The organism is Niallia sp. FSL W8-0635 (assembly GCF_038007965.1).
In the GTDB taxonomy this organism is placed as follows: domain Bacteria; phylum Bacillota; class Bacilli; order Bacillales; family Cytobacillaceae; genus Niallia.
In genome coordinates this window covers 2,298,451-2,317,064 of sequence record NZ_JBBOYD010000001.1, presented here as the reverse complement: position 1 = coordinate 2,317,064, position 18,614 = coordinate 2,298,451, and the positions used below count along the sequence as shown (strand labels likewise).

Below are 18,614 nucleotides of genomic sequence, written 5' to 3'. Positions count from 1 at the left end.
AATAAAATGAAATCCAGCTCGTATTTTTGTTCAGCTGGATTTCATTTTTTTGTTGATTTTTTGATGATGAAAACTGTTATACTTGGCGGATTATACAGAATGTGGCGTTCATAGGTTGCATGAACGCTAATTTTCTTGCTGCTGTCAGTCAAAATGGTTTTCATCGTCCATCATAACCCTACTATCCAATCAAACTCATACATTAAAAAAATACAAAAAATAAAACTATTTAAAACTCTATTTAAATTCCTAATATTATGATAAACTAACAAATATTATTTCATAGACAGAAAGAAGGCTACATATATGATTCGAGAACTGACTGAGAATGACCACTCTATTGTAATGGAGTTTTTGCTGCAAGATCCTTCTATTAACCTTTTTATTATTGGAGACATCGAGGCTTTCGGCTATGATGCTTCTTTTCAAAAGCTTTGGGGAGAATTTCATGAGGGGCATATTACTGCAGTTCTTCTTAAATATTTTGAAAGCTATATCTTTTACTGCAAAGATAAGAATCTGTTTGATGTAGAAGGTTTTGCTTCCATTATGCAGACTACTACTAATCCTGTATCATTATCAGGAAGAGCTGACTTTGTTGAGAAATTTGAAAACCTTCCCAACCTGACTTTAGGAAAGAAAAAAGTAACCTATTTTGCTCAGTGTGGAACAAATAAAGATATAGAAATTACGGAAACGATAAAAGAAGCTACTATTGCCGATATTGATAGAATTGTTGTATTACGAGATTCCATCGATGAATTTATAACGACAGCTCAAACGAAAAATATATTAAAAAAAGCAATCGAATCAAAAACTGGACGCACCTATTATCTGGAAAATGATAAACAAGAAATTATTTCCACTGTCTCTACGACTGCTGAAAATTCTCAGTCTGCGATGATTGTTGGTGTATGCACACATAAGGACTACCGAAATAATGGTTATGCTAGTAAGTTAATGACAGCTCTTGTAAAGGATGTATTGAAGGAAAAGCAATATGTCTGTTTGTTTTATGACAATCCAGATGCAGGTAAGATCTATAAAAAAGTTGGCTTTAAAGATATTGGGTTATGGACAATGTATCGTTAATATAAAAAAGTCATTAAACTAAAATACCGTTCGCTCCCCTTTGGAACAAACGGTATTTGTCATCTTTCCCGAATAATCATTTTCCATACAAAAAAACATATCAATTTTCACATTGATATGTTTATCCTCCATCATTTAAGTAGCAATTCTAAATCGGTAAAAAGGGAAATGATTTTCTGTATATGTCTCCATTCCTTCGATTGTAAATTTACTAAATCAACCGTGTAAGAGGCATTAACGGTAACTAATCGAACTGTACATTTTACGGATTCTATTCCAAGTAGCTCCTCTTCCCAATTCCAAATTTTCAATCGATACAATTCCATCTTTAATGCATCATACTCTTCTGGCTCGATTTTATTAAAAACTGGGGGTACGACAATTGGAAATTGGCTCCATTCTTGGATTAAATAATTGTGAAGGTCAAAATCGATATGAATACTAAAAGAGTGTTCTTGATTTACCTTATATTCAACAATTAATTTCGTTATTTCTTTATCTGGATGAATCGATACGATATCATCACAAACCTCAAATAAGTCTTTCTTCCGTGAAAGGACAGACTTAATGGAGGACATCGAAATCGCTGTATCTTCCTCTCCTAAAAAACGATTTAATTCATTATGAATTACAGATAGGGTTGTTGGTCCATTAAGTTGCAAAACATCAATTATTTTTTCATACAATGTATTCATCCGTGTTTCCTCCACTATCTAATCGAAGTATTGATGACTGCTTGTCTCTTTATCTTATAGTATAATTCAATAATATTCCACAGCTATATTCTAAAATAAATTGAAAAGCAACTATGATATCCGTGGTTTTTCCCCTTCTATAAATCGAAGCATTTCCTCAAAGATGACTTCACTCATTTTTCTATATCCGTCTGCATTCAAGTGAATTCCGTCATCACTAATAAAATCAGTAGCATTGCCCTCTTTTTTTAGTGCTGTGCGAACGTCGATGTTAGGAAGATTAAATTGTTCAATTAATTTATTCAACTGTAAATTGTATAAACTATGCCAATGCTCAATTCCTCCACAGCAACTAATCCAATGACTAATGGTTGTCCCATATTTATCAGCAATAAATTTATAATACCTAACCGGATCAAGTGGTGGTAAGGTTATCAGTATTGGCGTGATATTAGACTGTTTCATTTTCGTTACCATTTGTTTGATATTTTCCATATATTGTTGAACTGACACAATTGGTTCATGGTTACTATTTGGACTATCTGCCACTTCTTGCCAATTAAAATTACAATCATTCCCACCAACATTTAATAAAACATAATTTGGCTTTTCAGAAAGGACATCTTTTTCCAATCTCTTCAATAATAAATGGGAATTATCATTAAATACACCTTTATTTAAGACAATTATATCCTCTGAAATATTTACTGAAAATAATTTTTCAAGAAAAGTGGGATAATTGTCTTTGATGATTCTTAGCCTGCCTTTTACAAAAGAGACGCCTCTCGTTATGCTATCTCCAAAACAGATGATTTTCATTTATGCATCCCTACTTTTTCATTCAGTTATTATAATTTATTATAACAGAAAAAAGGTTGTGCGAAAAAAATTACGATTGCATCAAAAAATGTATGAATTTTCTTTTATTTCTTATTCCATAAATGCAAAAAAGCTATATTCCAAAGTATTATGGAATATAGCCTTTTCTAAAATATGCGCCTTATGAATTTTGTTTATCAAGAACGATATCTTCTTCCTTCTCCCCTTCTGGAGAAGCTTGGTTTGTTGTGCGTAATGGAATTTCTTTTAAGAAAAACACTAATAAAAAGGCAACCACTAATACAATTGTACCAGTTAAAAATACAGTTGATAACGTATCACCTAAAGCGTCTCTAATTCCTTCAATCATTTTCGCAAAAATGGGTTGAACATCTGCAGGCAGACTTGCTTCAGTTTGTTCAAGCAATGGCTTATTCATTAAAGCTTGTGGATTTGCAAATCCAACGATTTTCTCTGTTACTTGAGGATCCAATGTTGCCAAATCCTTAACAACAGGCGAATTTTGCATTGTATCTTGTAGATTGGTTTTTAAATTATTTGCCATAACCGTACCCATCACTGCAATACCGATTGTACCACCTAGGTTACGGAATAGCTGTGTGGAAGCTGTTACTACTCCCAATTCTTTATGAGAAACAGCATTTTGTGTTGCAATCGAGAATACTGGCATTCCAATACCAAGACCTAAGCCAAATACAATCATACTTAAAATAGCCATTGGTACACTGTTCATAAAGATCATAATTGCCATACCAGCAATCATCGTTGGTACCCCAATTAAGGCAAAGCGTTTATATTTCCCTGTTTTTGAAATTAATTGACCAATAATAGTACTTGAAATAACCATTACAATAGACATTGGCATTGTTACATATCCAGCATAAGTAGGTGAAATACCTAACACTCCTTGTACGAAGAAAGAAAGATAAATCATTGCGCCCATCATACCAAAGTTCATAATAAAACCAATGATATTTGATACGGTAACAATATTATTTTTGAAAAGATGTAACGGTAATATTGGATTTTTTGCTTTTCTTTCTACTAGTACAAAGACAATTGCAAAAATGATACTAGAAGCAATTAATCCAAGAATTTGAGCAGATCCCCATGCGTATTCTGTACCTGCCCAAGAAAAGGCTAATAATAATGGTACTATGGCAATCGTCATAAATAGAGAGCCAATATAATCAATGCTTTGTTTGCCGCTTCCCTCTACTTTAGGGAATAAAACCATAATCATTCCAAATGCAATAATACCAATTGGTAAGAAGATCCAGAATAACCAATGCCAATCTAAGTGATCCACTAAATATCCACCTAAAAGAGGTCCAAGCACACTAGAAAAACCAAATACGGCTGTTAATAAGCCCATCCATTTTCCACGTTCACGAGGTGGGAATAAATCTCCAACTGCTGTAAAGGCTGATGATTGAATAATACCAGCACCAATACCTTGAATACCACGATAAGCAATAAATTGGAATACATCATTGGAAGTACCTGTTAGGAAAGCACCAACCATAAATAATAAAATCCCAATTAATAAGAACGGCTTACGTCCATACATATCAGATAGCTTTCCTACTAATACTGTAGCAATAGTAGAGGTAAGCATGTAAATATTAATTGTCCAAGTATAGTAATCCATACCATCAAGGATGGAGATAATTTTCGGCATTGCCGTACTAACGATTGTTTGGTTAATCGCTGCGAAAAACATTGCTGCCATTATGGCAATCATAATCGACAGTTTTTTCTTTTGTGTTAAATGTTCCATTGCATTCTCTCTTTTCTTTATGAAATTATTAGAAATTCTCGTTTAATAGTTTGAAAATTCTTTTTAAATGTTGAATATCTTCATCTGTTAATTTGCGAAAATGTTCCTTCATCTTATTCTGCTGCTCTTTTTTCATAATATTTACTATATCTCTTCCCTTTTCGGTAATGGTAATATTAACAACTCTCCGATCAGTCTTTGATCGAACTTTTGTAATATAGTCTTCTTCCAGTAATTGGTCGGTAATAGTAGTAACCGCAGCATTTGTAATGTGTACAATCTTCGCAAGATCAGAAACATTTTGAGCTCCTTCTTTATCTAAACAAAATAGCATTTTATACTGTGTCATATTTAAATCATTGCTATTTTTGTTAAAATCACTTTTTAAATTTTTTATAAATGTGCCAAACATTGCTGCGACTTCAAAAAGGTCTTCGCCATTATGCACCTATCCCCCATCCTTTCTAAACTTATTTCACTAATGAATATTTAAGTAGTTAATTATTAAGCATTAAATAATATATAACTTAATTATTTACATGTCAATTGTTTTTTTTGTTTTAAACCATTTTCTATTTAATCTCTTTTTTGAAAAAATTTAATTTTAATTACTATGCTAGTTAATAACGATATTTATTACATATACGGTGATATTCACAGGTAATAAAAAATGTCTTATTTAACCATAGATTAAAGGAGGAAAAATTTATTCCTCTCCATCAATGGGGCAAATAAGACATTTCAAAAGATTATTTATTTTTAAAAGGATTTTTCCATTCCATTAAAACAGCATGGTTTAATGAATCTTCATCTTCTAAATAATTATGCAATACGGTAACTGGAGTTCTTCCACATCGTAATAAAAAAGTTAAAACAGGATCTCTTAAGTTCCCTAACAGAACTTGCTGCAAATACTCCTCTGGTGAAATCTCCTTTGCATTCCTTTTATAGCCAGGCATTCTTCCACCCCCAAGTAATCTATCTAATCCTAATTCGATCACTAAATAATAGGCGTTTTGTAAGAGAACCTTTCCTAAGCCAAGCTTTCGGAATTTAGGGCGTATGCTTATATCGACAACATATAAGGCATTTCCGTGTTCATCATGTGTAGTTATATATCCATTATTCGTTATTTCTTCCCATCTATGATGTGGACGCTTTGCATCATAAGAGACACGAAGACATGTCAAAGAACCTGCAAGCTCTCCATTCACTTCCACACAGATTGCTCCTTCGGGAAAATGGGTAAGATGACTGGATAATTGATCAACATTCCACCATAATTCTTCTGGAAATGGCTACGGGAAGCATCCTGATTGAATAGCAATGAGTTCTTTAAAATCCTTTTCCTGATAGTTTCTTACTGTACATCGAATCGGCTTATCTGCATCAAAGAGATAAAATTCACTATGGAACATACGTTACTCATCCTTCCACAGTTGAATTCCAATCAGGATAAAGATCTGTTCTTCTATCTCTCCAAGTCGTTACGGAACCTTTTTCTCTTACTTCATATAATAACGATAAATCTAGATCTGCAGTTACGATCATATCATTATTAAGTTCCCCTTCCACTAAAATACCCTGTGGTGGAAACGGGATGTCATTTGGCGTAATGACAGCTGCCTGCCCAAAGTTTGCTCGCATAAAGTCTACGTTTGTAAGTGTACCAACAGTACCTGTTACAACAACATAAACTTGGTTTTCAATTGCTCTTGCATGACAAGTATATCGAACACGATGAAAGCCGTGGCGATCATCTGTGCAAGATGGACAAAAAATAACATCTGCTCCTTTTGCCTTTGCCATGCGGACAATTTCAGGAAATTCGATATCATAACAAGTAAGAATCGCAATTTTTCCTTTATTCGTATCAAAAATGCGGAAGGAGTCTCCTTTTTCCATATTCCATTCATATACTTCTGTAGGCGTAATATGAAGTTTTGCCTGCTCTTCAATTCTTCCATCAGGATAAAATAAATGAGCTACATTATATAATTTATCTTCTCTACGAATGACATGAGTTCCACCGATAATATGCATTCCAGTTTGAACAGCGAACGACCTAAATAAATCCTGATATTGCTCGGTAAATCCAGGTAATTCATTAATCGTTAAAGCGTTATTTTCATCTCCCATTGATAAAAGCTGTGTAGTAAAAAATTCAGGGAATAAAACAAATTCTGCACCAAATTCAAGTGCTGTTCGTACGTAATGCTCACATTGTTTTGCAAATTCTTCAAAGGACTTAATGTTTTCCAGTTTATATTGTACGGCAGAAACTCTTATTTTCATTTTCCATCTCCCTTTATATAGCGTATTTTGTATCCCGATTGACGAGGAATATCACCTCTAATTGTTTAGAAGTGTTTTTTAATTAATAAAAGTATTGATTCAAGATATGATTATGAGTCATTCTTCTAGATTTTTCAATGGTTTTGAACTATTTTTTGTAGGAATTTTCTCTTTATATTTATGTATTAAAGAGAAATGATGTTCATATTATTTTATAATCGGCTAATAATTGTTTGAATTGCAAGAAAAAAAGGAATAGAAATAATGACTAGAGTCTTAAGGAGGGGAATGGATTTGAGTGTTTTGATTTATGCTTTCCTTGGTTTGATTTTGATAGAAGAGTTAGTAGTTATTGGGCTAAAAAGATACATAAATGGAACGTTTCGAATAGAAACATTTTTCCTACGACTTTATCGAACATTTAGAGTGAGAGCTGATTTGAAAAAAGTTGGTTAAGATATATATATGGTCAATGAATGAATGCTTAGAAGCATAAGATTCTATTAATACTTTAAAGTTTCCGTAGCAACGTCTATGTGTAATATAGCAATATAAACATAGTCAAACCACTGTTTCTATTAAGTAATTTGACTATGATCAGAATGATTGCTTCTAAAGGCAATCATTTTTTATTAAGTAGTTACATATCATTTAGTGATTTTACTGCTAATTGTTCGATTGTCATATCGTCCATTGGTGGGTTATGTAAGCCTGCTCGGACGTCTCGGTAATATCGTTGTAGAGGACTTTTGGCGGAAAGACTACGTGCTCCGACAATGCGCATGGCGATATCGACTACTTCGATTGCTGTATTGGTCACGACTAATTTCACTGCACTTAGTTCTGGGAGTAGAAGGGCTTGTTGTTCTTTGTCTGCTTCATCCCATTTTTTACTTACAGAATATAAAAAATGTTTGGCTGTTTGCATTTTCAATTCTATTTCACCAATTTTTGCACGGACGCTTGGAATATCACTAATCGTCCCTTTTATACTATTTGGAGAATAATTTTTCGCAAAAGTTACCGCTTCTTTTTGTGCCGCACCAGCTATTCCTAGATAGCATGCGGGAATATGCAATAGCCATGGATTGACTTTTTTTCTTCTTTCCAGCTTTTCTACATAGTAAGGAGCTGGAATTTCTACATCTTCAAAATACACATCGTTACTTCCAGTTCCCTTTAAGGCAATACTATCCCATGTGTTTTCTACCCGAATACCGTTGCATTCCTTTGGGATAAGGAAATTACCTACATCATCTGAGTCCTTTATGGAGGCAGTTACGAGAAAGTAATCTAAAACAGGCGACATCGTAGTAAAGGATTTATGTCCATTAATTACCCAATTTTCGCCCTTCTTCTCGGCAGTAGTTTGTGGTTTCCCTCCTCTTGTCGGACTTCCTGTTTGCGGTTCGGTTGCTGCTCCATTTATTAAAGCTCCATTTAGCAATCGACCATACACTTCCTTCAGTGTCTCCCGCTCCCAATTTGCCTCATATATATTTCTTACAACGCCCATATGCCATCCAATGGATAAAGCTGTAGATCCATCTCCTTGAGCGATGACTTCTTGTAGTCTTACTAATTCATATAAAGAAATTTCTTGTCCGCCATACTCCTTAGGAATCGTTAAGCTTGTATAGCCAGATTTCTGCAGTTCTTCTATATTTTCAAAAGGAAATGATCCATTCTCATCCACTTCCTTTGCTCTTTCTGAAAACCTTTTTCCCATTTCAGAAAGTTCTTCTAATCTCTTTGATACATTATTTTCTGTGATAAAAAATCCAGTCACAGTAGCGCCATCTCCCTTACCAGTTCATTTATAAGGTTATCATAGCACTATTTCCAATTACTGATAAGCAAAAAGCAATGATGGCACTTAATTAATAAGAAAGTCAGTTTTTATTTATAATATTATTTCGGTTTTCCATGCTTGGTGGTTCTTCTGTAAACCCTTTTTTCGCCATTAATTCAGCACCATGTACTCCATAATCATAAATTTGGGTGATAAGTGGGAGAAAAGTGGCGGATAAATCCTTCCGTAAACTAAATGTAGTTCCAATTGCGTTACTACCTAATCCAAAACTACAAAAAAGACTAATACAATACATCATTAACTTATCAGAAAACGGAGAAACCGTTGAAACGGTCGGACTGCCGACCCATGCAAGTGGAACTTGAATATCATCATCCATTATTTTTTTCGAAAGCTTGGTAATTATTTTTTTTGAAAGTTCTTTGCCTTGAGTAAAGAATTTTTTCACCTCTGGGTCTCTTGTTACTTGAGCAAATCCAGTAATTAACTGTTGACCAATTGCATTACTTTCAATCGATTGATAAAGAAAGGATACCTCCACTGTATTTAATACTCTTTTATCGCCGAATATATTATTTCCTTTTAAATACTGCGTACTCACTACCATATCTACTTGTTCAGGCATGGACACTTGTGGTGGACGGCTTAAGGCACCTTTTTCGATTAATAGCTCCGTGCATTCTTCATAGCAATGCTGTGTTGTAACAGATAATTCTTGAAAAAAACGGATTATGTCTTTTCGATACGACCTTGCTAAATGAAGCGCATGTAGTCCCATGCCAATTTCTGAAAGCATTCTCATTATTTGCAGGGCAAAAGTTGGTTGAAACAATGCTGGTGCTTGTTTATTTATATCCTGTTCCGTAAATCCGTTTGGAATTTTAGCTCTTTCTGCTGTTAAAATCATTTCTATTTTCTTAATCTCTTTTGCTAATTTACTCATATGGCTTTCATAAAAGTTTTTTTCTTTTCTATCTTCATTAACAGAGTGGAAATATTCAACCATACGAAGAAACATCGTTTTTTCTTGATAAGTCATCCATAATGTTGCAAGCTCAGATGATGTTAATACTTCATTTTTAGCCATTACATTCCCTCCAAATCATTGTTGCTACTATTATTTGAAAAGGACAAGAAATTATGAGTTAATTTAATAGGTAGTAAACCATGACAATCTCTGGAGCCGATAGATTATATAGCGAAAAAGAGGTAATTTACTTTGTGTATCTACATCCTTTGTAAATTGGGCACCCTCATTAGTCCACAATTTATGGAAATATCCCTTCGTTTCTTTCACTACCTTTGTATCTTTTTGAGCAATAATTTTAACAGCTGTTTCCAAATTAAAATCATAAAGATTTCTGCGCGTAATATTAGCAGAACCGCTAATAATGGTATTTTCTTTTCCTCTATCAACTAAGAAGATTTTGGGATGATACTGCTCTTTTCCTGTGTTATACCATTTAATATGAATGTATTTTGCTGCTTTTGCTTTTCGTAGTTCTGCAACAACTGGGATATTTGGCAAGCCGCTTTTTTTATTTCCGAATGAATTTTGGTTTGGATCTAACATTAAATATATTTGTACCTTTCTCTCTGCTGCTGCTTTCAATTCTTCTATTACTTTTCGATCTGCTAAATAGAGAATTCCAATCCAAATCGAATCCTGTTTATTTGTATTTTTAATTTCTTCTAACACATGCTTCCCTATTTTTCCTTCCGTCAATAATTGGATTTTTATATTTGTTTGTCGTTCTACTTGTTTGGTAATTCGCGGCAAATTAATCTGTTCATTTAGTCTTGCAGCACTTTCCTCACTTTTAAGTAAATCATTCATAATATTGCCCTGAACACGAAAAGCTACATTGGAGTGATAACCACTAGCATTATGAATATTCCCACTCGAAATAATCGCTGCTTGATCTGTAATTAGAAGTTTTCGATGATTCGCTTTTACATTCAATAATTCTAAATAGGATAAGGTCGTAACCTTGGGAGCACCTTTGGCAAGGAGATTCGGTAGATGACCATTTCCACTATTTTTCACCCATTGTCCAAACATTCGCCAAAACGCGGAATAAAGTGGATTAGAATCACGCAACTTTCGGACGTCTGTTTCGATAACCTTTACCCCGTTATTCTTTAGCCGATTTAATTCCTCTGAAGGATAGGAATGATATACCGTATTAATTTTATCTGTAAGAAACACGATACTTATAGAAGGCCTCTCTTGTTTTTTCCTTAATAAAGCTTCTGTAAGCTCTTCTACTAAAGGAGGGTATGCTTGATCTTTATTCGTATCTTTATTAAACAAAAACATATCTATTACAATAAATTTTTCTGCATATTGAATGTCCCTTAACATAGTTTGGAGTATTTCATGTTGCAGACTTCTCTTATTTTCGCTATTTTTATATGTGATATCTGTCAGTAGCTCCACATTCTCTACATAATGAACTGGCCCTTCTATTGACAATCCTTTTGGTAGAGGTTTGTTTACATGATAATAAATGGTACCACTATAAATTAGAAAAAAGAGTACAAATATAGTAAGTATTATCCGCTTCATCCTTTACCTCCCCGTATTCAAATATGCTCAAATTTATCTTTCGCATTAGAACGAAGAATTACCATGGGAAATAGAGAATATTTTTTGAAAAAATGATGAGTTTTAGCAAATACATGGTACAATATAAAAGCAAAAAGCATTTACATAGGTGAAGGAGATTACGAAAATTGATTATTGGACTATTAATTATACTCGCTTATTTAATTGGATCTATTCCTTCTGGACTAATAATAGGCAAAACCTTTTACAATATAGATATACGTGAACATGGCAGTGGGAATTTAGGTGGCACCAATTCATTCCGTGTCCTAGGAAAAAAAGCAGGCTTTGCTGTTACGATTTCCGATATCCTTAAAGGTACTATTGCAACATTACTACCTTTTGTTGTTACACTTATTTGGAATGTGGATGTGGAGATTAATCCTCTCATTTTTGGTATATTTGCAGTTGTAGGTCATATGTATCCTGTATTCGCTGGATTTAAGGGAGGAAAAGCAGTTGCTACGTCAGCAGGGATTCTTCTTGGGCATGAACCCCTTTTATTCGTTATTATATTAGCTGTATTTTTCCTTACACTATATATATCAAAATATGTTTCTCTCTCTTCCATGGTTGCAGGCATTGCCGGTCTTGTCTATTCCCTTATCCTTTGGGATGATAAATTATTAATCTTTATCCTTGCGGTTCTCACCATTTTCGTCGTTTATAGACATCGTGCCAATATTAAACGAATCATCAATAAAACAGAACCAAAAGTAAGCTGGTTATAAAAACAAAAAAAGACCGAAAATGGTCTTTTTTTGTTTTATACAAGTTTAATTAACTGACATAAAATGCTTTTTTTCGTCATACCTTTTATTATCATCATTAAAAGGGGCGATTAATAATGGCCATTCAAACGGTAAATAATAAAGTAGCAACAGATTACGCCGAACAATATACGACTAAATGGAAAGTGATTGAGACAAAACTAGTGGAACAAGAAGCCTATATGGAAGAGGTACTGGATAGCTTGCGATCCTTATCTCTTTCTACTACCTATAGTGAAAATATAGCAAAAATGGCTAGCAGTATTACACATGAAGTACGAAATCCTTTAACAAGCGTAAGTGGATTTCTGCAACTAATTAAACAAACGAGTAATCTCGAAACAATTCATCAATACACGGATTTAGCTCTTGGTGAATTAACGCGAGCTAATGAATTAATTTCCGATTTTTTAACTCTTTCCAAATCACAAAATAATGAAATTACTCCATTATCCATTAATGAATTAATCATGAATTTATCCCCTGTATTTCAAAGTGATGCTAATTTAAAAGGGATAAACGTTAAAGTAGATTTATCATCAGACAATTCATTATGCATGGCCAATAAACAGCATCTAACACAAATAATCGTAAATATAGTCAAAAATGCCTTTGAAGCGACAGAAGCAAATAACGCAAGCGCATCTAAGACTGTAACGATTAAAACAAACGCAACTATGGAGAATGTATTCATTATAGTAAAAGATAATGGTTACGGCATAACAAATGCACAGTTAAACAGTTTATTTACACCACTAAAAACAACGAAAAAAACTGGTACAGGAATGGGGCTTTTTGTATGCAAACAACTAGTTGAAAAATATAGTGGGAAAATAATTGTTGAAAGTACAATAGCAAAGGGCACAACCATTACCATTCAACTTCCCACCTATTTTTCATAGTAATCCATTACTAATAGTGACATTTTTATATGAATTCGCCCTTCTGTACATACAAACGAATCGATCTTTGATATGCTATTCTTAATGAGGAAATGTAACAAAAAAGATTTTTACCACTCATAACAGAGAGTACGTCTCTCACCACTTACTTATAGAATTGATTGACTGTCCGTAATGTTCCGAGTGGTACAACTAACCATCCGGGGGAATAAAGGAACCCCAATGATGGAAGTTTCACTTTATAAGATAATGAGGCTAATGATGAAGAAAAAAAAGAAAATTGTTTTTATACTCTTCTTCCTTATTGTTGGTGTACTTGCGCTTTTTTTTGTGAATCTACCTAAATTAGATTTCTCCCCTTCTAAAAGCAAAGTAAATCATCCTATACCAGGAAGAGACATTCAAAATGTATCAAAAGAAGTAAATGAAAAAATTACAATTGCGGCAATTGGAGATATTTTAATTCATGATCGTGTATATAATGATGCCCGAGAAGGTAATCATTATAATTTTGATCGTATGTTCAATAATCTACCAAGTGAATTAAAGAAACCTGATCTTTTGTTAGCAAATCAAGAAACGATTGTTGCAGGTGAATCGATTGGTTTATCCGGCTACCCTACTTTTAATAGTCCTCACGAAATTGCAGATAGTTTGAAAAAGGCTGGTATTGACATCGTTTCAACTGCAAATAATCATGCCTTAGATCGCGGAGTGGAAGCTCAAAAGCTTTCTATTACCTATTTGAATCAAATAGGTTTCCCTCATGTTGGAACTTATTTATCAAAAGAAGATCAAGAAAAAATAGTCGTCTTAGAAAAAAAGGGCATTAAAGTGGCGTATTTAGCTTACACATATGGTTTAAATGGGATTCCTATCCCAAAAGGAAAGGAATATATCGTAAATATAATAGATAAAGAAAAAATCAGCAAGGAAATTCAACGTGCAAAAAAAGAAGCAGATGTTATTGTGATGGCAATCCATTGGGGCAACGAATATCAGCGTTTTCCATCTAATGAACAAAAAGAATTAGCACAGTTTTTAATAGATGAAGGCGTTCATATCGTTTTCGGTAGCCACCCACATGTTCTTCAGCCAATCGAATGGCTAGAAGGAAAAAATGGACAAAAAGGATTAGTTGTTTATTCTTTAGGAAACTTTATATCTGGACAGGATGAGGAATATCGTGATATCGGTGGTATGGTAACTGTTACTGTAAATAAGAAGCAGCAAGGAAAAGCAACGACTATTACGCTGGATACTCCTTCTTTCTATCCTACTTTTGTAGCAAGTAAAGCGGAAAGTAATTATAGAATGCATCCATTATTAGACTCACAAGAAGCTATCGATAAATATGGACCATCTATTTATTCAGATATAATGGATCATATGCTTAAAGATGGACAAGCAGAGTAAAAACGAAATTCAAATATTCGATAATTGTAAAACAATCCTTTATAATGAAAGAATACCAGTAGAAAAAGAATGCTTCCTTTAAAATAACAGAAGCAAAATTCATAAGAGGTGTGAAAAATGAAAATTGTGATTAGTGATAAAGCTGCCGATTGGTACAAGGATGAAATGATGTTAAAAGATGGAGACTATATTCGTTTCTTTGCTCGTTATGGCGGATGCAGTACAGTACAGCAAGGATTTTCATTAGGGATTTCTAACGAACAGCCTGTAAATATAGGCATTGAGACAGTTAAAGATGGGATTCATTATTATATAGAAGAGAAAGATTTATGGTATTTCGACGATAAAGATCTTTTTGCAGATTTTAACGAAGTAGCTAACGAACCAGAATATCGCCATGCCCAGTAAGCTTTTGGATTTCAAATAATTTTTTCAATAAAAACAGCGAGAACGAAGTAGCAATTACTACCGTCTCGCTGTTTTTGTTTATAACTATTCTAAAACGAACGGTGCATATCAACAAAAAATAGGAAGATTCTAAGTTAATTATAGCGAAAAGCAACGGATATATTTTCAATACACGTCAACTCAGAAAGATTTTTACAGACTATTGTAAACGTTCAGCTATCCCCTCTTCTTTCAATATCATTCTTTGTGTATCACCCAATAAGTCAAAATGAGAATAGCCGTCTTTTCGATAATGAATCCATTCTTCCTTTAATCCATACTTCTTTCCCCAGCTTTTTAACTTCTCCAAATCAGAACAGCCCACTTTTGTTACTGTCTTACAATCTGGGAAACGATCATCTAACCAATAATGAGTTAAAAAAGCAATTTTTCCATTATCTATTTGTCTTTTCCATTCTGCAAGCTCTTGTTTTTTTAATCCAAATGCCATGAAAGCAATCTCCTTTATATGACTTTACTTGTCTGTCGGTTGCTTTTTAATTTCTTCATATTTATTAAACCATTCAGGAAAAATCTTCTTAAAAGGTTTAGGTCTAAAGGTTTCTTTCGATACGATAATATGTGTTGTAGTCCCTTCTACACATATTTCTTCATTTTGATTAATAATTTGATAGCCGTAAACGGTTTTTATCCCATCATTTGTTTCCACCCATGTTTTAACCTTTGCTTGGTCTCCATATCGTAACGGTTTTTTATATACCGCATAGACATCATAGACAGGTGCGAAATACCCTTCATTTTCCATTTCTAAATAATTATAGCCAATGTCTTCTATTAGTCCTGTTCTGCCTCGTTCAAAAAACTTCAAATAATTTGCATGATACACAACACCCATCATATCTGTGTCTGCATAATATAATTCAATGTCTCTTGTTGAAATAAAGAAATCACCCATTAGTTTCCTACACCGTCCTATTCTTCGATTTTTCTTTTGTATCCTTGTAAAACTTTTTTCATATCTTCTGCAGACAATGTAGAAACATCTACTTCTATTCCTTGTTCTAATTGCTCGGACAGTCTCAATGCCTGTAATTGCACAGCTTCATCGATAATATTAGTGGCAAATCTTCCGTTTCCGTCTGTCATAACATAAGGAAGCTGATTCTGAAGCATAGATATGGCACTTTCCGATAAAGAATAATCATATTTCGCCGCATACATTTTCATAATTTCAATCAATTCATCTGCCATATAATCGTCAAAATGGATGAACTTTTTAAACCTAGATGTTAAACCCGGATTACTTTGTAATAGAGCACTCGTTTCATTCGGGTAGCCAGCAAGGATTACGACTAAATTTTCGTTATGTTTTGTCATTTCCATCACTAAAGTATCTACTACCTCTTTTCCGAAATCTTGACCACCACTACCTAACAAGGAATAGGCTTCATCAATAAACAACACGCCACCAAGTGCTTCTCTTATTTTCTTTCTCGTTTTAATAGCAGATTGTCCTACATATCCAGCTACGAAATCAGCTCTACTTGTTACTACCAAGTGCCCCCTCTTTAAGATTCCGCAATCTTTAAGGAACTGAGCATATAATTTTGCAACAGTAGTCTTACCTGTCCCTGGATTTCCTGTAAATACAGCATGTAGTTGGATAGGCAAATTCTTTCTCGATTTCGTTTGTCTTAATTGCTGAATCTTTACAAAAGCAATTATTTTCTTTATTTCTTCTTTTACTTTCGATAATCCAATTAGTTCATTTAATTCTGTAGCTGGATCAATTGAGTTCGCTTCCTCTTCACAAACAAAATCAGATTCTTGTAGGAGTGTATATTTTAAAATTTCTTGCTCATTTGATTTACGAGACCCTTTGCTAAATATGGCATCAAGTACAATATTACGAACAGCTCGGGCATTCCCAAAGCTTTCATCCACTTGATCCTTCTCCAATCTTTTTAACAAAGCCCTTTTCCCGTCTTCTGTCATCACATAGTCATTACTCGATGCAATTCTATCACCAATTGCTAATAATTCACTAGGAGCATAATCAGGTAAATGAATCAAATTAGAAGCTGGAAAACGACTTCTTAAACCATGATTTCCATCTAAAAATTGACGCATTTCCTCTGGATAGCCTGCTAAAATAACCGCAAACTTTCCGCCAAACTCCGATCCTGTCATTAAGGAAACAAGGGTATCAATTGCCGTTTGCCCATAATCATTGCCAGATTGACCCTCTCTTTTTAAACTATAGGCTTCATCAATAAATAACACACCTCCAACCGCTTGCTTTACAACAGAACGAACATTTTCTTCTGTTTGTCCCATATATCCGCCTATTAATTGGGATCGATCAGTTTCTACAACTTCTGAACTTGGCAATACTCCAAGTTCATGATAAATCTTAGCCATTAAACGTGCTAGCGTTGTCTTTCCTGTACCTGGATTCCCTGTAAAGATCATATTTAAGCTTAATTCATCTTGAATCATATATCCTAATTTTTTTCTTGATTTTTGATAGCTTAAAAACTGATAAAAATCCCGTACTCTTTTTTTAACCGTTTCAAGCCCCACCATTTGCTCCAGTTCTTCTAAAGAGGACAGGGACGTCTGATCTTCTTCTTTTTCTTCTATAAAAAGGCTTGCCCATTCCTTTTTTAGTTCTTGAAGTTCTTCTATTAATTTTTTTACACTTTCATAGTAAATAGACGTATGGAATACACCACTAATGGATTCTGCGTATTCTTCCGCCGATTTCAGTAATTCTGAAGTTTTTTCTATCACTATCTTTAGCGTTTGTTCGATTGCTTCATATTTTGCAACGGCTTCTGTATTCTCATATACAGCAGCGTTTTTTTTCTGATTCTTAATATGGGCTACTACATCTTCTGTCTGTTCTAAAAAAGCACGACAATTATTTATATATTGCTCTGCGATTTTACGTTTTGCTGTTCGATTATCTGTTTCGCGAATATTTGGAAATACAAGAGGTTCTAGTACATTGCTGAAATTCTTCCAATCATATTGGGAAAGATATTTCAGCGCCATCGTATTATCTGCGTTTAACTCCATTGCTTTATTTAACCATGCAATTGCAATAGTATCCTTTTGATTCACATGCATTCTAGATAATGCAGCAATCGTTAATAACTGTGATATTTCTTTTCCATCCTGTGCTTCATTAAGCTTTTGAATCTCATCTAAGATTCTCTTTTCATCCTTTATAAATCCTATTTCTTCAAATTCTTTCACCAACATTAACAATTCTTGATTTTTTATATTTTCTTTAATTAGTTCGTTATTCATATGTTCACTTCTCTTAATTAATTTAGGATATTCCTTTTTAATACTATCATATTCCTCTATTTTCGTTAATGATTATGTACCTTTCTCACAGGATATAAATAATAAAGCGTCATCATTTACTAATATAAATAGTATATACTTTTTTCTCTTTTTTCGTAAAAAATAAAGACAGCAATAGCTCACCTTTTTGATAAGAAAAATGAGTTATTGCTGTCTATTTATTGTTATATTTATATATTGGAAGCTATTATTCGCCTTTTGTTTGAATTACTTGAGCATGCTGTCCTGATTTATCCTGCATTTGCTTTCCTTTGTTCCCACCAAAACTTCTCGATTTTGTCCCAATATGGCTAGGTACAAAGTGTTTGCTGTCTTTTTTAGGATTACTCATCTTCTATCAACTCCTTCTTTTATAGTCTGTACAAAAGAATAAGCAGAATAGATGGTAATTTTTAGATTTCTATATCAACGAGCTTTTTTCAAATGTTTTCTTTCTAATCGCTCTTCAATCTTTTCGATTGCTTCTCTATCCTTTAATAATTGCATTTTATTTTCTAATACTAATTCTTGAAATGAACGTTTGCGAGGTTTTCTCATTGCTCATTCTCCTTTATAAAAAAATTTGTACTATCATATTTCCCAAAAAGTTTGATAATTATTACATTGAATAGAAATAATTT

General features: G+C 33.5%; 19 protein-coding genes and 1 pseudogene. 6 read left to right on the top strand and 14 right to left on the bottom strand.

Going from position 1 to position 18,614, the window contains the following annotated elements; genetic code table 11:
• Positions 1–306 precede the first annotated feature (306 nt).
• Positions 307–1,092 carry a GNAT family N-acetyltransferase gene (locus NYE52_RS11105; protein ID WP_341193114.1) on the top strand — a complete coding sequence of 262 codons (786 nt, stop codon included), beginning with the start codon at positions 307–309 and terminating at the stop codon, positions 1,090–1,092.
• 131 nt (positions 1,093–1,223) lie between these two features.
• Here the strand turns inward: NYE52_RS11105 and NYE52_RS11100 are convergent, their stop codons facing one another.
• From NYE52_RS11100 to NYE52_RS11075, 6 genes and pseudogenes are all read right to left on the bottom strand, one after another.
• Positions 1,224–1,787, bottom strand: coding sequence for a hypothetical protein (locus NYE52_RS11100; RefSeq protein WP_341193113.1), 564 nt, complete (start codon positions 1,785–1,787; stop codon positions 1,224–1,226).
• Positions 1,788–1,898: 111 nt separating this feature from the next.
• Entirely contained in the window at positions 1,899–2,606 is a 708-nt protein-coding gene (locus NYE52_RS11095) for an SGNH/GDSL hydrolase family protein (protein ID WP_341193112.1), read from the bottom strand.
• A gap of 181 nt (positions 2,607–2,787) precedes the next feature.
• Positions 2,788–4,407, bottom strand: a complete 1,620-nt coding sequence (locus tag NYE52_RS11090) for an MDR family MFS transporter (protein ID WP_341193111.1) — start codon at positions 4,405–4,407, stop codon at positions 2,788–2,790.
• Between the two features lie 28 nt (positions 4,408–4,435).
• Entirely contained in the window at positions 4,436–4,855 is a 420-nt protein-coding gene (locus NYE52_RS11085) for a MarR family winged helix-turn-helix transcriptional regulator (RefSeq protein ID WP_341193110.1), read from the bottom strand.
• 301 nt (positions 4,856–5,156) lie between these two features.
• Positions 5,157–5,825, bottom strand: a pseudogene (locus NYE52_RS11080) (GNAT family N-acetyltransferase).
• A gap of 7 nt (positions 5,826–5,832) precedes the next feature.
• On the bottom strand, positions 5,833–6,702 hold the full coding sequence (locus NYE52_RS11075) for a carbon-nitrogen hydrolase family protein (RefSeq protein ID WP_341193109.1): 870 nt from the start codon (positions 6,700–6,702) through the stop codon (positions 5,833–5,835).
• A gap of 294 nt (positions 6,703–6,996) precedes the next feature.
• Here NYE52_RS11075 and NYE52_RS11070 point away from each other — a divergent pair, with 294 nt between their 5' ends.
• Positions 6,997–7,158 (top strand): hypothetical protein, encoded by a 162-nt coding sequence (locus NYE52_RS11070; RefSeq protein WP_341193108.1) that lies wholly within the window; start codon positions 6,997–6,999, stop codon positions 7,156–7,158.
• Positions 7,159–7,342: 184 nt separating this feature from the next.
• Here the strand turns inward: NYE52_RS11070 and NYE52_RS11065 are convergent, their stop codons facing one another.
• From NYE52_RS11065 to NYE52_RS11055, 3 genes are all read right to left on the bottom strand, one after another.
• The gene (locus NYE52_RS11065; protein ID WP_445669146.1) at positions 7,343–8,431 is read right to left on the bottom strand and encodes an acyl-CoA dehydrogenase family protein; all 1,089 of its coding nucleotides are present in this window, start codon (positions 8,429–8,431) and stop codon (positions 7,343–7,345) included.
• A 163-nt stretch (positions 8,432–8,594) separates the two neighbouring features.
• Positions 8,595–9,602, bottom strand: a complete 1,008-nt coding sequence (locus NYE52_RS11060) for a DUF3231 family protein (RefSeq protein ID WP_341193106.1) — start codon at positions 9,600–9,602, stop codon at positions 8,595–8,597.
• A gap of 63 nt (positions 9,603–9,665) precedes the next feature.
• Positions 9,666–11,084 carry a phospholipase D family protein gene (locus NYE52_RS11055; RefSeq protein ID WP_341193105.1) on the bottom strand — a complete coding sequence of 473 codons (1,419 nt, stop codon included), beginning with the start codon at positions 11,082–11,084 and terminating at the stop codon, positions 9,666–9,668.
• Positions 11,085–11,251: 167 nt separating this feature from the next.
• On the opposite strand from NYE52_RS11055, the gene plsY reads away from it, so the two are divergent.
• The 4 genes from plsY to NYE52_RS11035 all read left to right on the top strand — a co-directional run bounded on the left by plsY (position 11,252) and on the right by NYE52_RS11035 (position 14,619).
• A complete protein-coding gene (gene plsY / locus NYE52_RS11050) occupies positions 11,252–11,854 on the top strand; it encodes a glycerol-3-phosphate 1-O-acyltransferase PlsY (RefSeq protein WP_341193104.1) in 603 nt (200 codons plus the stop codon).
• A gap of 116 nt (positions 11,855–11,970) precedes the next feature.
• A complete protein-coding gene (locus NYE52_RS11045; RefSeq protein WP_341193103.1) occupies positions 11,971–12,795 on the top strand; it encodes a two-component system sensor histidine kinase NtrB in 825 nt (274 codons plus the stop codon).
• 261 nt (positions 12,796–13,056) lie between these two features.
• The gene (locus tag NYE52_RS11040) at positions 13,057–14,211 is read left to right on the top strand and encodes a CapA family protein (RefSeq protein WP_341193102.1); all 1,155 of its coding nucleotides are present in this window, start codon (positions 13,057–13,059) and stop codon (positions 14,209–14,211) included.
• A gap of 117 nt (positions 14,212–14,328) precedes the next feature.
• Complete coding sequence (locus NYE52_RS11035) at positions 14,329–14,619, top strand: HesB/YadR/YfhF family protein (protein ID WP_341193101.1); 291 nt, start codon at positions 14,329–14,331, stop codon at positions 14,617–14,619.
• Between the two features lie 199 nt (positions 14,620–14,818).
• Here NYE52_RS11035 and NYE52_RS11030 read toward each other — a convergent pair whose 3' ends face one another.
• From NYE52_RS11030 to NYE52_RS11010, 5 genes are all read right to left on the bottom strand, one after another.
• A complete protein-coding gene (locus NYE52_RS11030; RefSeq protein WP_341193100.1) occupies positions 14,819–15,109 on the bottom strand; it encodes a hypothetical protein in 291 nt (96 codons plus the stop codon).
• A gap of 24 nt (positions 15,110–15,133) precedes the next feature.
• Positions 15,134–15,574: an acyl-CoA thioesterase gene (locus NYE52_RS11025; protein WP_341193099.1), complete on the bottom strand. Its 441-nt coding sequence runs from the start codon at positions 15,572–15,574 to the stop codon at positions 15,134–15,136.
• Positions 15,575–15,591: 17 nt separating this feature from the next.
• Positions 15,592–17,934, bottom strand: coding sequence for an AAA family ATPase (locus tag NYE52_RS11020; RefSeq protein ID WP_341193098.1), 2,343 nt, complete (start codon positions 17,932–17,934; stop codon positions 15,592–15,594).
• Positions 17,935–18,181: 247 nt separating this feature from the next.
• On the bottom strand, positions 18,182–18,325 hold the full coding sequence (locus NYE52_RS11015; protein ID WP_016205356.1) for an acid-soluble spore protein N: 144 nt from the start codon (positions 18,323–18,325) through the stop codon (positions 18,182–18,184).
• A 74-nt stretch (positions 18,326–18,399) separates the two neighbouring features.
• Positions 18,400–18,531: an FbpB family small basic protein gene (locus NYE52_RS11010; protein ID WP_031540139.1), complete on the bottom strand. Its 132-nt coding sequence runs from the start codon at positions 18,529–18,531 to the stop codon at positions 18,400–18,402.
• Between the last annotated feature and the right edge of the window lie 83 nt (positions 18,532–18,614).